The following is a 13,356-nucleotide window of genomic DNA, read 5'->3' on the forward strand; positions in this document are numbered from 1 at the left end:
TGACCGGCCGGGCCGCACGCGCTCAGCGCGCCGGCACGCGCGCATGAATCCAGGCGATCAGCGCGTCGATCACGCGGTCGCGTTCGAGATCGTTCATCGTTTCATGGAAGCCGCCTTCGTACAGCGTCAGCGTACGATCGGGCGAGCCCACACGCGCGCCGAACGCGCGGCTGCCGTCGGGTTCGGTCAGCTTGTCCTCGGTGCCGTGATAGACGAGCACCGGCACGCGCAACGCGCCGCGGCCGTTCTCGATGCGCGCCATCGCATCGAGGATTTCCGCGCCGGTGCGTGCGGGCACGGCGCCGTGATGCACGAGCGGGTCGGCGCGATTGGCCGCGACGACGGCCGGATCGCGCGACAGCAGGGCCGCATCGATGTTGATCGCGGGGAAAGTGGGCCACGCACGGCTGATGAAGCGGCTGACCGCAAGCATCCAGCGCGGCACGTCGCGCCCCGGTGCAAGCGCCGGGCTCGACAGCACGAGGCCGGCCAGTGCGTGGCCGCGAGCCGGTGCACGCTCGATCGCGTAGAGCGCCGCGACCGCGCCGCCCATGCTGTGCCCCATCAGGAACAGCGGCGCATCGCCGCGCGCGGCTTCGGCGACCAGTGCATCCGCATCGTTCAGGTAGCCGTCGAAACGCTCGACCCACACGCGTTTGCCGGGCGACTGGCCATGCCCGCGCAGATCGATCGCGAGCACGTCGACGCCGGCTGCGTTCAGTCGGCCGGCGAGCGCGGCATAGCGGCCCGCGTGTTCGGCGAGGCCGTGCACCAGCGCGATCGTCGCGCGCGGCGGCGCGCTGCCGTCGCCCGCCGGCCAGCGGTACGACGCCAGTTCGAGCCCGTCCGCGGTACGCAGCCGGCCCATGTGCGGCGCGGGCGCCGAAGGCGCCGATCCGGCGGTGGCGGCGGGTACGGCGGCCGGCGTGGTGGTGGCGCTCATCGGGCGTGTCTCCGGTTCGTTGGCAAGTGTGTTCCCGATCATAGTCGCGGCCTTCCCGCGCGGGCGAAGCGGCGCTCCTCTAATTTCGTCTGGTTATGAAAAGATCGAAATCGATTATTAAGGGGAATGAGGGGTTTGCGGTAAAATCGCCGGCTATTCCAGATGCATCGGCGGCCGACTGGCGGGCCAACTCGCCGGCCGGCCGCCGTTTTGTTTACATGATCGAATTACGCAATCTTTCGCAGCGTTTCCCCGGCCCGGGCGGCTGGGTCGAAGCGTTGCGCAACGTCAACCTGACGATCCCGCAAGGCGAGGTGTTCGGCATCATCGGCCGAAGCGGCGCCGGCAAGAGCACGCTCGTGCGCACCATCAACCTGCTCACGCGGCCGACCGAAGGCAACGTCGTCGTCGGCGGGCGCGATCTGATGCTGCTGTCGGCCGGTGCGCTGCGCGAGGCACGCCGCGAGATCGGCATGATCTTCCAGCATTTCAACCTGCTGTCGTCGCGCACGGTGTTCGACAACGTCGCGCTGCCGCTCGAGCTGGCCGGCGCGAGCCGTGCCGAGATCGAGGCCGCCGTGTTGCCGCTGCTCGACCTGGTCGGGCTGTCCGCGCAGAAGGATCGCTATCCGGCGCAGATCAGCGGCGGCCAGAAGCAGCGCGTCGGCATCGCCCGTGCGCTGGCGAGCCAGCCGAAGGTGCTGCTGTCGGACGAAGCGACGTCCGCGCTCGATCCCGAAACCACGCGTTCGATCCTCGATCTGCTGAAGCGCATCAACCGCGAGCTCGGCCTGACGATCGTGCTGATCACGCACCAGATGGAAGTGATCAAGCAGGTCTGCGATCGCGTCGCGGTGCTCGACGCGGGGCGCGTGGTCGAGGAAGGCCGTGTGATCGACGTGTTCCTGCAGCCGCATCACGAAGTGACGCGCGCGCTGATCGGCGACGTGATCGCGCAGGAACTGCCGCCTGCCATGAAGGCGCGCGTGGCCGAGCGGCTGAAGACGGGCAGCGGGCATCTGCTGCGGCTCGCGTTCACGGGCTCGGGTGTCGACCAGCCGATCCTGTCGGAGACGATCCGCCGGTACGAACTCGATTTCAACATCCTGCACGGCCAGATCGACGAGATTCAGGGGCAGGCATTCGGTTCGCTCGCGGTGCTCGCGGGCGGCGAGCCGGGCAAGGTCGGGCAGGCGCTGGCGTTCCTGCGCGAGCAAGGTGTGGTGGTAGAGGAGCTTTCGTATGTTGAGTGAGATGTTCGATATGTTCGTGCAGTCGTTCTGGGAGACGCTGATCATGGTCGGCATCTCCGGAGCGGTCGGCGCGCTCGTCGGCCTGCCGCTCGGCGTGCTGCTCTACCTGACCGACCGCCAGGGCGTGCTGCAGAACCTGGCGGTGAATCGCGTGCTCGGCGGCATCGTGAACGCGGTCCGCTCGACGCCGTTCATCATCCTGCTGGTCGCGGTGATTCCGTTCACGCGGCTCGTCACCGGTTCGTCGATCGGCACGGCCGCGGCGGTCGTGCCGCTGACGCTCGCGGCCGCGCCGTTCATCGCACGTCTCGTCGAAACGGCGCTGCGCGAGGTCGACCGCGGGCTGATCGAGGCCGCGCAGTCGATGGGCGCGACCACGTCGCAGATCGTATTCAAGGTGCTGTTGCCCGAATCGCTGCCGGGCGTCGTCGCGGGCCTGACGATCACGTTCGTGTCGCTCGTCGGCTATTCGGCGATGGCGGGCGCGATCGGCGGCGGCGGGCTCGGCGATCTCGGGATCCGCTACGGCTACCAGCGCTATCTGCCGGAAGTGATGTGGACGGTCGTCGCGATCCTGATCGTGTTCGTGCAGATCGTGCAATCGTTCGGCGACTGGCTGGTGCGCCGGCTGAGCCACAAATAAGACCAAACCGATCGACAGGGGAAGACACGATGCAACGACGCTTCATGCTGAAGTTCGCGGCGGCGCTGGGCGCGGCCGCGCTGTTCGCGGGCGCCCATGCCCAGGCCGAAACCATCAAGGTGGGTGTGACGGGCGGCCCGCACGCGCAGATCATGGAAGTGGTGAAGAAGGTCGCGGCGAAGAACGGCCTGGAGATTCGCATCGTCGAATTCTCCGATTACGTGCAGCCGAACGCCGCGCTCGCGTCGGGCGACCTCGACGCGAACAGCTACCAGCACGATCCGTATCTGCAGGCGCAGGTGAAGGATCGCGGCTACAAGCTGATCAAAGTCGCGGACACCGTCACGTTCCCGATGGGCATCTATTCGAAGCGCCTGAAGTCGCTCGCCGAACTGAAGCCGGGCGCACGCGTCGCGGTGCCGAACGATCCGACCAACGGCGGCCGCGCGCTGCTGTTGCTGCAGAAGCAGGGGCTGCTGAAGCTGCGCGCGGATGCGGGGCTGAAGGCGACGCCGCTCGATATCGTCGACAATCCGCGCAAGCTGAAGATCGTCGAACTCGACGCGGCGCAGATCCCGCGCTCGCTCGGCGACGTCGACGCGGCCGCGATCAATACCAACTACGCGATGGAAGCGGGGTTGAAACCGAAGCAGGACGCGATCGCGATCGAGGGCCCGAACGGCCCGTACGCGAACATCCTCGCGATCCGCGAAGCGGACCGGAACAAGCCGTGGGTCGCCAAGCTGATTGCCGCGTATCACTCGGCCGACGTGAAGCAGTTCATCGAAGGCAAGTTCGGCGGCGCGGTCATTGCTGCCTGGTAACGGGCGCAGCACGGACGCCCGGCGGGATTAGAGTCGATGATCGAAAACCCGGGCTTTGCGTCCGGGTTTTTTCTCTTTTAAAATAGAACGACCGTTCGCTATCATTGGCGCGTCGCCAAGAAGCGGTATCCTCGACAACCATGATGGTTGGATCCGCCTGGCCGCGCAGTCACGAGGCCTCACTATAAAATGGCCTCTGGTCGTATTCGTAACTTTGGAGCGTGTGCATGAAAATCCTGGTGCCAGTGAAAAGAGTGGTCGATTACAACGTGAAGGTCCGCGTGAAGTCGGACAACACGGGCGTCGACATCGCGAACGTGAAGATGTCGATGAACCCGTTCGACGAAATCGCGGTGGAAGAAGCCGTGCGGCTGAAGGAAGCAGGCGTCGCGACCGAAGTGATCGCGGTGTCGGTGGGCGTGACGCAAGCGCAGGAAACGCTGCGCACGGCGCTGGCGATCGGCGCGGACCGCGCGATCCTCGTCGAGTCGAACGACGGCGTCGAGCCGCTGGCCGTCGCGAAGATCCTGAAGGCGCTGGTCGACAAGGAACAGCCGCAACTGGTGATCCTCGGCAAGCAGGCGATCGACGACGATTCGAACCAGACGGGCCAGATGCTGGCCGCGCTGGCCAGTCTGCCGCAAGCGACGTTCGCGTCGAAGGTGACGGTGGCCGACGGCAAGGCAACCGTTGCGCGCGAAGTCGACGGCGGCGCGGAAACGCTGTCGCTGACGCTGCCGGCGGTCGTGACGACCGACCTGCGCCTGAACGAGCCGCGCTACGTGACGCTGCCGAACATCATGAAGGCGAAGAAGAAGCCGCTGGAAACCGTGAAGCCGGAAGACCTGGGCGTGGACGTCGCGCCGCGTCTGAAGACGCTGAAGGTGGTCGAGCCGCCGAAGCGCGCGGCCGGCGTGAAGGTGCCGGACGTGAAGACGCTGATTGAGAAGCTGAAGACCGAAGCCAAGGTGCTGTAAGAAGGAGCGCAAAGAAATGACGATTCTGGTGATTGCAGAACACGACAACGCGTCGGTCAAGGCCGCGACGCTGAACACGGTGGCGGCGGCTGCGAAGATTGGCGGCGACATCCACGTGCTGGTCGCGGGCCACAACGCGCAAGCGGCGGCCGACGCGGCAGCGAAGATCGCGGGTGTGTCGAAGGTGCTGCTGGCCGACGCGCCGCAACTGGCCGAGGGCCTCGCGGAAAACGTCGAGGCGACCGCGCTGAACATCGCGAAGGACTACTCGCACATCCTCGCGCCGGCGACGGCCTACGGCAAGAACATTGCGCCGCGTATCGCCACGAAGCTCGACGTCGCGCAGATCTCGGACATCACGGCGGTCGATTCGGCCGACACGTTCGAGCGTCCGATCTATGCGGGCAACGCAATCGCGACGGTACAGTCGAGCGACCCGATCAAGGTCATCACGGTGCGTGCGACGGGCTTCGATCCGGTCGCGGCCGAAGGCGGCGGCGCAGCGGTCGAGAAGATCGAAGCGGCGGCCGACGCCGGCAAGTCGCAATTCGTAAGCCGTGAAGTGACGAAGCTGGACCGTCCGGAACTGACGTCGGCGAGCATCATCGTGTCGGGCGGCCGCGGTCTGGGTAGCGGCGAGAACTACACGAAGGTGCTGGAGCCGCTGGCGGACAAGCTGTCGGCCGCGCTCGGCGCATCGCGCGCGGCAGTCGACGCCGGCTACGTGCCGAACGACTACCAGGTCGGCCAGACCGGCAAGATCGTCGCGCCGCAGCTGTACATCGCGGTCGGCATCTCGGGTGCGATCCAGCATCTGGCCGGCATGAAGGATTCGAAGGTGATCGTCGCGATCAACAAGGATCCGGAAGCGCCGATCTTCAGCGTGGCCGATTACGGCCTCGTCGGCGACCTGTTCGCGCTCGTGCCGGAACTCGTGACCGAGCTCGGCTGACGCGGCGTGACGCTTCAGCGGTAAGCACACGAGAAGAGGGGCGCGACGAGCGCCCCTTTTTTGTTGTGTCGTCGCGGAAGAGGAGCGAGCGTCGTTCGTCTGGAAGAGGCCGGATCGTACCGTGCCGTGCGGAACGTATCGTCGCGCATGCACGACTACGAACGTCGATTTTGACCGCCGCGCGACGACAGGACGCGCACGTCGACTGAAGCCTCCAGCCGAGTCGACACTCGCGCAGTCGCAGTCGCCGAAACGGGAAAGGCGCCCTCGGGCGCCTTTCTCGCTGATGCAAGCGGCCCGCATCGCCGCGGGCCGCTCCGATTTACGCGTATGCCGGGCGCGTCTGGCCGGGCACGTCCTTCAGGTAACGATGCACCGACAGGTCGTCGGCCTGGATCGCGGGCATCCTGCCCGAGATCAGGTCCGCGAGCAGTTGGCCCGAGCCGCACGACATCGTCCAGCCGAGCGTGCCGTGGCCGGTGTTCAGGAACAGGTTCGACACCGGCGTGCGGCCGACGATCGGCGTGCCGTCCGGCGTCATCGGGCGCAGGCCCGTCCAGAACGTGGCCTTCGACGTGTCGCCGCCGCCCGGGAACAGATCGTTCACGCACATCTCGAGCGTTTCGCGTCGCGCCGCACGCAGCTTCTTGTCGAAGCCGACGATTTCCGCCATGCCGCCGACGCGGATGCGCTGGTCGAAGCGCGTGATCGCGATCTTGTAGGTCTCGTCGAGCACGGTCGACACGGGCGCGGCGGCTTCGTTGACGATCGGCGCGGTGATCGAATAGCCCTTGAGCGGATAGACGGGAATCTTCATCAGGTTCGAGATGAAGCCGGTCGAGTACGAGCCGAGCGCGACGACGTACGCGTCGGCACGCACCGTCTCGCTGCCGCACTGCACGCCGGCGATCTTGCCGCCCGCGATCGCGAGCGCATCGATCGGCGTGTTGTAACGGAACTTGACGCCGATCGATTCGGCAAGCGCGGCGAGGCGCGTCGTGAACAGCTGGCAATCGCCCGTTTCGTCACCCGGCAGGCGCAGGCCGCCCGTCAGCTTGTGCGAGACGGCGGCGAGCGCCGGTTCGGCATTTTTCAGTTCGGCCGGCGACAGCAGTTCGAACGGCACGTTCGCTTCCTGCAGCACGGCGATGTCCTTCGCCGCGCCGTCGAGTTGCTGCTGCGTGCGGAACAGTTGCAGCGTGCCGCCCGTGCGGCCTTCGTACTGGATGCCGGTATCGGCACGCAGCGCCTGCAGGCAGTCGCGGCTGTATTCGGCGAGACGGACCATGCGGCCCTTGTTGATCGCATAGCGCTCGGCCGTGCAGTTGCGCAGCATCTGATACATCCACTGGAGCTGGAAGCGCGTGCCGTCGAGGCGAATCGCGAGCGGCGCGTGCTTTTCGAACATCCATTTGACGGCCTTCAGCGGCACGCCGGGCGCGGCCCACGGCGCGGCATAGCCGGGCGAGATCTGGCCTGCGTTCGCGAAGCTCGTCTCCTGCGCCGGGCCGGCTTCCCGGTCGATCACAGTGACTTCATGGCCGGCGCGCGCAAGGTAATACGCGCTTGCCACGCCCACTACACCGCTGCCCAGAATGACGACTCGCATAGCTGCTCCAGATGGAAGGGACCAGGTCGAGGCCGGCGCACCCGCGGCTCCGTGTAACCTCTAGCTGATCTAGTTTTTTGAGCTATGGTATTGTCGAATGTGCAGTTTTTGTTATCGTATTTTTCTGGTTTTCAGCATAAACAAATGAGAACGCAACGTCAGCCAGTACGCTCGCTCGACAAGCTCGACCGGCGCATCCTGAAACTGCTCCAGGACGACGGCCGGATGGCGATGAAGGACCTCGCGGAACAGGTCGGGCTGACCGTCACGCCGTGCATCGAGCGCGTGCGGCGCATGGAGCGCGACGGCGTGATCACCGGCTATCACGCGCGGGTCGACCCGGGGCAATTGGGGGCCGCGCTGCTGGTGTTCGTCGAGATCACGCTCGGCCACAAGGGCGGCAACATGTTCGAGCAATTCCGCCGGGAAGTGATGAAGATCGACGAGGTGCTCGAATGCCATCTCGTCTCCGGCGATTTCGACTACCTGATCAAGGCGCGGATCGGCGAGATGGCCGACTACCGGAAGCTGCTCGGCGACATCCTGCTGCAGTTGCCCGGCGCCGTGCAGTCGAAGAGCTATGTCGTGATGGAAGAAATCAAGGAAACGCTGACGATCGCCGTCGGCGACTGACGCGCCGGCGCCGTTGTCGGGCCCTTTATCCCGCCCTTGGCATGCTGCGCCCAATACTGTATAAATGTACAGTATTGGGCGCAGGCGAATGGGTGGGCACATGGACGATCGGTCCGACAACGAATTTCCGGTAGCGCCGCCCGTGCCCCGCAAGGGGCGCGGCGCGGTCGACAATCTGCAGGGGCGGTATGAACTCGCGCAGCGCGAAGCGGTGGACGACGGCTGGACGCACGAGTCCGACGATGCCGATTTCCCCACACCGCTGCGTACGCAGGTCTTCGAGGAGAGGGCGAAGAGCATCCTGACGCACAATCAGTCGCCCGATATTCCGTTCAGCGTGTCGCTCAATCCGTATCGCGGCTGCGAGCACGGTTGTATCTACTGCTTCGCGCGGCCGACGCACAGCTACCTCGGGCTGTCGCCGGGGCTCGATTTCGAAAGCCGCATCTACGCGAAGGTGAACGCAGCCGAACTGCTCGAGCGCGAGATTTCGCGCAAGCGCTACGTGCCGGAGCCGATCGCGCTCGGCGTCAACACCGACGCGTACCAGCCGGTCGAGCGCGACCTGCGCATTACGCGCAGCGTGATCCAGGTGATGCACGATCGCGGGCTGCCGTTCGCGGCGATCACGAAATCGTCGCTGATCGAGCGCGATCTCGACCTGCTCGCGCCGATGGCCGAACGCGGGCAGGTAATGGCGGCGGTCACGATCACGACGCTCGATGCCGAGCTCGCACGCACGCTCGAGCCGCGTGCGGCCACGCCGGCGCGGCGGTTGCGCACGATCCGCGCGCTGCGGGATGCGGGCGTGCCGGTCGGCGTGAGCATTGCACCGGTGATTCCGTTCGTGACCGAGCCCGACATGGAGCGCGTGCTGGAGGCCTGTGCGGAAGCCGGTGCCACGCACGCGAGCTACATCATCCTGAGGTTGCCGTGGGAGGTCGCGCCCTTGTTCAAGCACTGGCTTGCCGCGCATTTTCCCGACCGTGCGGAGCGCGTGATGAACCGCGTGCGCGACATGCGCGGCGGCAAGGATTACGACTCGGATTTCTCGAAACGGATGAAGGGCGAGGGGATCTGGGCCGACCTGTTGCGGCAGCGCTTCCGTCAGGCCGTCAAGCGGCTCGGGTTGAACGAACGCACGAACGGCATCCTCGATCTGTCGCGGTTCAGCGGTGCGCCTGCCGCTGCGGTGCCGGCGCCGCGTGTTGCGGTTCGTGCCGCCGGCGCGAAGCCGCGCGACGACATGCAGTTGAACCTGTTCTGACCGGCGAGCAACGCGGTCGCCGGTGTGCCGGATCGACCGTATGGGTCGTGCTTACTGCGAAATCTGCTTGGCTGCCTCGACCTGCGATTCGAAGTACGTCTGGAACGACAGCGCGAGTGCGGTCATCAACAGGAACGCGCCGATCAGCAGCGAGAAGATCACGACGAAGATCACGGTCCAGCCCGACTGGCTGTGCTTGCCGGTGTCCGCGTTGAATTGCGCATCCCATTTTTCGTCGGGGCGCAGCCCGTAGACGAGTGCGGCGAGGAACGCCGCCAGCAGCGAGATGGCGCCGGGGAGCGCGAGCCACCAGCCGAGGCCGGCGCTACGCTGGGTTGCGGCGAGCAGGAGGAAGCCCGGGATGCCGACGATCGTCGCGAGCAGGTGGGCCCAGCCGTACACGTCGCGAAAACCGTACAGATAGAAGCGGTGCGCGCCGAGCGATCCGAGCAGGAACGCGAGGGCGGCGGTGAGCGTCTTGGAGCGGAAGCGGCGGGGCGATGCGGTGCTGCTGGACATGGATGGCGGCGTATCGTCGTTGGCATGGGCGGGGCCGGCAGGCCGGCGCGGGCGCGCGGCCCGGCACGCATTCTACGATGCCCGGTCGGGCCCGGTCACCCCTCGCCTGCGTCAAGGTGCCGCATAGGTCACGCGGTAGATCGCGCCCGCGTAATCGTCGCTGACGAGCAGCGAGCCGTCCGGCAGCGGCAATACATCGGCCGGACGTCCCCATACGGTGCCGTCGGGCCGCAACCAGCCCGTCACGAACGGGGTCTGGCGTGCATGGCTGCCGTCCGCCGATGCGACCACGCGCATCACGCGGTAGCCGACCTTCGTGCTGCGATTCCATGAGCCGTGTTCGGCAATGAAGACATTATTGCGATACGGCGCCGGAAACATCGGTCCGGTATAGAAGCGCATCCCGAGGGCCGCGACGTGCGCGCCGAGTTTGAGGACGGGCGGCACATAATGGCGGCAAGCGTCGGCGGCGCCGAATTCGGGGTCGGGCGTATCGCCGCCGTGGCAGTATGGGAAGCCGAAGTCGAGGCCGGTGCGCGGCGCGCGGTTCAGCTTGTCGTCGGGTACGTCGTCGCCCATCAGGTCGCGTCCGTTGTCGGTGAACCACAGCTCGCCCGAATCAGGGTGCCACGCAAAGCCGACCGTATTGCGTATGCCGCGAGCGACCACTTCACGCTCGCCGCCGTCGGCGTTCATCCGCGCGATGATCGCGTAGCGGCCGCGATCGGCGAGGCAGGCGTTGCACGGCGCGCCAACCGGCACGTACAGTTTGCCGTCGGGGCCGAAAGCGATGAATTTCCAGCCGTGATGGTGGTCGGTCGGCAGCGCATCGGTCACGACGACGGGCGCGGGTGGTCTGGCGAGCCGGTCGTCGATGTGGTCGAGACGCAGGATGCGCGAGACGGCGGATATATAGAGGGCGCCGTCGCGATAGGCGACGCCGACGGGCATGTCGAGCCCGGACGCGATTACGTGGTGCGCGGTGATCCAGCCCTCTTGCATCGCGAACGCATGGACGCGGCCCTCCCGCGTGCCGACATACAGGATGCCGCGCGGCGACCACGCCATTTCGCGTGCGGCCGGTACGGCGTCGGTCAGCACGCTCACATGGAAGCCGGGCGGCACGACGAGTTCGTTCACCGGCAGCGACGCGGCAAACGCCGGCGCGGACGCAAGCCAGGCGACGCAGGCAAGGCCGGCAAGCAGCGCCGCCAATTGGCGCTGCACGCGGCGCATCGGGGTGGCGTGAAGGTGCGGCATGACGGTCGGGAGCAAGCCTGGACACGACGATTGTAGGCCCGGCGGACGGGCCGTCCGCGGATTTTTACGCGTAAGTGTTTGTTGTACCTCTGGTTTCCGGCTATAATCGCGTGTTTCAGTAGTTTCGAACCCGGTTTTCCGAAGGACATCATATGGTTATCATCCGTCTGGCTCGTGGCGGCTCGAAGAAGCGCCCGTTCTACAACATCGTTGCTACCGATTCGCGCAACCGTCGTGACGGCCGCTTCATCGAGCGCGTCGGCTTCTACAACCCGGTCGCCACGAAGGGCGAATCGCTGCGTATCGCTCAGGATCGCCTGACGTACTGGCAAGGTGTTGGCGCGCAACTGTCGCCGACCGTCCAGCGTCTCGTGAAGGAAGCGCAAAAGGCGCAACCGGCTGCCTAACATGGCACGGTGTGCCGGTCGTGCCGGCTGTGAGGTGCATTGATGGCGGGTCACGATTCCGGTAATGCAAGGCGCGGGCGTGCGTCGTTCGGCGCATTCGTCCGCAAGCCGGTCGAGCGCGACACGGTCGCGAACGCCGGTCAGGCTGCCGAACAAGGCAGTCCCGAAGCGACGCAGGCCTGGCCCGACGATGCCGTCGAGGTCGGGGCGGTGGTCGACGCCTACGGCCTGAAAGGCTGGGTCAAGGTGGCGACGCATGCCGATGCCGGTCGCGGTGGCGACGCGCTGCTCAACGCGCGTCGCTGGTGGCTGGAACGCGGTGCGGAGCGGCTTTCCGTCCGCATCATGCAGTCGAAGACGCACAGCGACACTGTCGTTGCGCAACCCGCGGGCGTCAGCGACCGCGATGCTGCGCTGTCCATGCGCGGCTTTCGCGTGTTCGTGCGCCGGGAAGATTTCCCGGCACTGGCCGCGGACGAATTCTATTGGGTCGACCTGATCGGTCTCGAAGTCGTCAACGAGCAATCGGTGGCGCTCGGGAAGGTGAGCGGGATGATCGACAACGGCGTGCATTCGATCATGCGTGTCGAATATCCGGCAACCGGCAAAGACGGTCAGCCGACCACCGACGAGCGGTTGATTCCGTTCGTCGGCGTCTACGTCAAAACGGTGGATCAGGCGGCGCGTCGCATCGTCGTCGACTGGGAAGCCGATTACTGAAATGAACCAGGTTACCGAGAGCGCGGTGCAGTTCGACGTCGTCACGCTCTTTCCCGAGATGTTCCGCGCACTGACCGACTGGGGAATCACCAGTCGGGCCGTCAAGCAGGGGCGCTTCGGGCTGCGCACCTGGAACCCGCGTGATTTCACGACGGACAACTACCGCACGGTCGACGATCGTCCGTACGGCGGCGGTCCGGGCATGGTGATGCTGGCCAGGCCGCTCGAAGCTGCGATCGACGCCGCGAAAGCGGCGCAGGCGGAGCAGGGTATCGCAAGCACGCGCGTCGTGATGATGTCGCCGCAAGGCGCGCCGCTCACGCATGATCGTGCGGTGCGCATGGCGCAGGAGCCGGGCGTCGTCGTGCTGTGCGGTCGTTACGAAGCGATCGATCAGCGCCTGCTCGACCGTTGCGTCGACGAGGAAATCAGCCTCGGCGATTTCGTGCTGTCGGGCGGCGAACTGCCGGCGATGGCGATGATGGATGCGGTCGTGCGGTTGCTGCCCGGCGTGCTGAACGATTCGCTGTCGGCCGTGCAGGACAGCTTCGCCGATGGCCTGCTCGATTGTCCGCACTACACGCGCCCCGAGGAATACGACGGCGTGCGCGTGCCGGACGTGCTGCTCGGCGGGCATCATGCCGAGATCGAGCGGTGGCGGCGCCAGGAAGCATTGAGGAATACGTTGCGGAAGCGGCCGGACCTGATTGTCCGGGCGCGCCGCGAGAAGTTGTTGAGCCGCGCCGACGAGGCGTGGCTCGCGAACCTCGCACGCGAAGCGAAGGACGCCTCCTGAGGCGGCTGCGCGAGCGGGAATTGGCGGTGCCGTACATGCGTGTGCGGCGCCTGATGTGAATCCATCCTCTATCGGGGCCGGGCCTGGAAGCAGGCGGGTGTAAACGCCGACACGATGGCATAAGGAGTCAGTAATGAATCTGATCGCAAAACTTGAGCAGGAAGAAATCGAGCGCGCGCTCGCCGGCAAGACGATCCCCGATTTCGCCCCGGGCGACACGGTGATCGTGAACGTGAATGTGGTTGAAGGTACCCGCAAGCGCGTTCAGGCTTACGAAGGCGTCGTGATCGCGATTCGCAATCGTGGTCTGAACTCGAACTTCATCGTCCGCAAGATCTCGTCGGGCGAAGGCGTCGAGCGTACGTTCCAGACGTACTCGCCGCTGCTGGCAAGCATCGTCGTGAAGCGTCGCGGTGATGTGCGTCGTGCGAAGCTGTACTACCTGCGCGAGCGTTCGGGCAAGTCGGCTCGTATCAAGGAAAAGCTGGTGTCGAAGGATCGCGCCGCAGCAGCTTCCCAAGAGTAAGAGCTGTAAGGAAAAAGCACCCGACCG

15 protein-coding genes are annotated in these 13,356 nt (G+C 65.9%); 11 read left to right on the top strand and 4 right to left on the bottom strand.

Annotation, left to right across the window (positions count from 1 at the left end; all coding sequences use genetic code 11):
• Positions 1–22: 22 nt before the first annotated feature.
• A complete protein-coding gene (locus CFB46_RS09110; protein ID WP_089500378.1) occupies positions 23–943 on the bottom strand; it encodes an alpha/beta hydrolase in 921 nt (306 codons plus the stop codon).
• Between the two features lie 218 nt (positions 944–1,161).
• Here CFB46_RS09110 and CFB46_RS09115 point away from each other — a divergent pair, with 218 nt between their 5' ends.
• From CFB46_RS09115 to CFB46_RS09135, 5 genes are all read left to right on the top strand, one after another.
• Complete coding sequence (locus CFB46_RS09115) at positions 1,162–2,196, top strand: methionine ABC transporter ATP-binding protein (protein ID WP_027783875.1); 1,035 nt, start codon at positions 1,162–1,164, stop codon at positions 2,194–2,196.
• Entirely contained in the window at positions 2,186–2,839 is a 654-nt protein-coding gene (locus tag CFB46_RS09120) for a methionine ABC transporter permease (protein ID WP_006486982.1), read from the top strand. Before CFB46_RS09115 ends, CFB46_RS09120 begins: the two co-directional genes overlap by 11 nt.
• Before the next feature lie 29 nt (positions 2,840–2,868).
• Positions 2,869–3,663: a MetQ/NlpA family ABC transporter substrate-binding protein gene (locus tag CFB46_RS09125; RefSeq protein WP_089499804.1), complete on the top strand. Its 795-nt coding sequence runs from the start codon at positions 2,869–2,871 to the stop codon at positions 3,661–3,663.
• Between the two features lie 227 nt (positions 3,664–3,890).
• On the top strand, positions 3,891–4,640 hold the full coding sequence (locus tag CFB46_RS09130) for an electron transfer flavoprotein subunit beta/FixA family protein (protein ID WP_089499805.1): 750 nt from the start codon (positions 3,891–3,893) through the stop codon (positions 4,638–4,640).
• Between the two features lie 16 nt (positions 4,641–4,656).
• Positions 4,657–5,592, top strand: coding sequence for an electron transfer flavoprotein subunit alpha/FixB family protein (locus tag CFB46_RS09135; protein WP_089499806.1), 936 nt, complete (start codon positions 4,657–4,659; stop codon positions 5,590–5,592).
• A gap of 322 nt (positions 5,593–5,914) precedes the next feature.
• Here CFB46_RS09135 and CFB46_RS09140 read toward each other — a convergent pair whose 3' ends face one another.
• A complete protein-coding gene (locus tag CFB46_RS09140; RefSeq protein ID WP_089499807.1) occupies positions 5,915–7,201 on the bottom strand; it encodes a D-amino acid dehydrogenase in 1,287 nt (428 codons plus the stop codon).
• Positions 7,202–7,345: 144 nt separating this feature from the next.
• Here CFB46_RS09140 and CFB46_RS09145 point away from each other — a divergent pair, with 144 nt between their 5' ends.
• Complete coding sequence (locus CFB46_RS09145) at positions 7,346–7,834, top strand: Lrp/AsnC ligand binding domain-containing protein (RefSeq protein ID WP_027783879.1); 489 nt, start codon at positions 7,346–7,348, stop codon at positions 7,832–7,834.
• Between the two features lie 88 nt (positions 7,835–7,922).
• The gene (locus CFB46_RS09150) at positions 7,923–9,101 is read left to right on the top strand and encodes a PA0069 family radical SAM protein (protein ID WP_089499808.1); all 1,179 of its coding nucleotides are present in this window, start codon (positions 7,923–7,925) and stop codon (positions 9,099–9,101) included.
• A gap of 51 nt (positions 9,102–9,152) precedes the next feature.
• On the opposite strand, the gene CFB46_RS09155 is transcribed toward CFB46_RS09150, so the two are convergent.
• Together CFB46_RS09155 and CFB46_RS09160 are read right to left on the bottom strand one after the other, a co-directional pair.
• Positions 9,153–9,620, bottom strand: coding sequence for an NINE protein (locus CFB46_RS09155; RefSeq protein WP_027783881.1), 468 nt, complete (start codon positions 9,618–9,620; stop codon positions 9,153–9,155).
• Between the two features lie 111 nt (positions 9,621–9,731).
• The gene (locus CFB46_RS09160) at positions 9,732–10,880 is read right to left on the bottom strand and encodes a PQQ-dependent sugar dehydrogenase (protein ID WP_089499809.1); all 1,149 of its coding nucleotides are present in this window, start codon (positions 10,878–10,880) and stop codon (positions 9,732–9,734) included.
• 152 nt (positions 10,881–11,032) lie between these two features.
• Between CFB46_RS09160 and rpsP the strand changes: the two genes are divergently transcribed.
• The 4 genes from rpsP to rplS all read left to right on the top strand — a co-directional run bounded on the left by rpsP (position 11,033) and on the right by rplS (position 13,329).
• Positions 11,033–11,287, top strand: a complete 255-nt coding sequence (rpsP, locus tag CFB46_RS09165; protein WP_006476550.1) for a 30S ribosomal protein S16 — start codon at positions 11,033–11,035, stop codon at positions 11,285–11,287.
• 42 nt (positions 11,288–11,329) lie between these two features.
• A complete protein-coding gene (gene rimM, locus CFB46_RS09170; RefSeq protein WP_027783883.1) occupies positions 11,330–12,007 on the top strand; it encodes a ribosome maturation factor RimM in 678 nt (225 codons plus the stop codon).
• Position 12,008: 1 nt separating this feature from the next.
• Positions 12,009–12,803, top strand: coding sequence for a tRNA (guanosine(37)-N1)-methyltransferase TrmD (gene trmD / locus CFB46_RS09175; RefSeq protein WP_027783884.1), 795 nt, complete (start codon positions 12,009–12,011; stop codon positions 12,801–12,803).
• Between the two features lie 133 nt (positions 12,804–12,936).
• Complete coding sequence (gene rplS, locus CFB46_RS09180) at positions 12,937–13,329, top strand: 50S ribosomal protein L19 (protein ID WP_027783885.1); 393 nt, start codon at positions 12,937–12,939, stop codon at positions 13,327–13,329.
• The last annotated feature ends 27 nt before the right edge of the window (positions 13,330–13,356 follow it).

Origin of the sequence: Burkholderia sp. HI2761, from assembly GCF_002223355.1 — a bacterium.
In the GTDB taxonomy this organism is placed as follows: domain Bacteria; phylum Pseudomonadota; class Gammaproteobacteria; order Burkholderiales; family Burkholderiaceae; genus Burkholderia.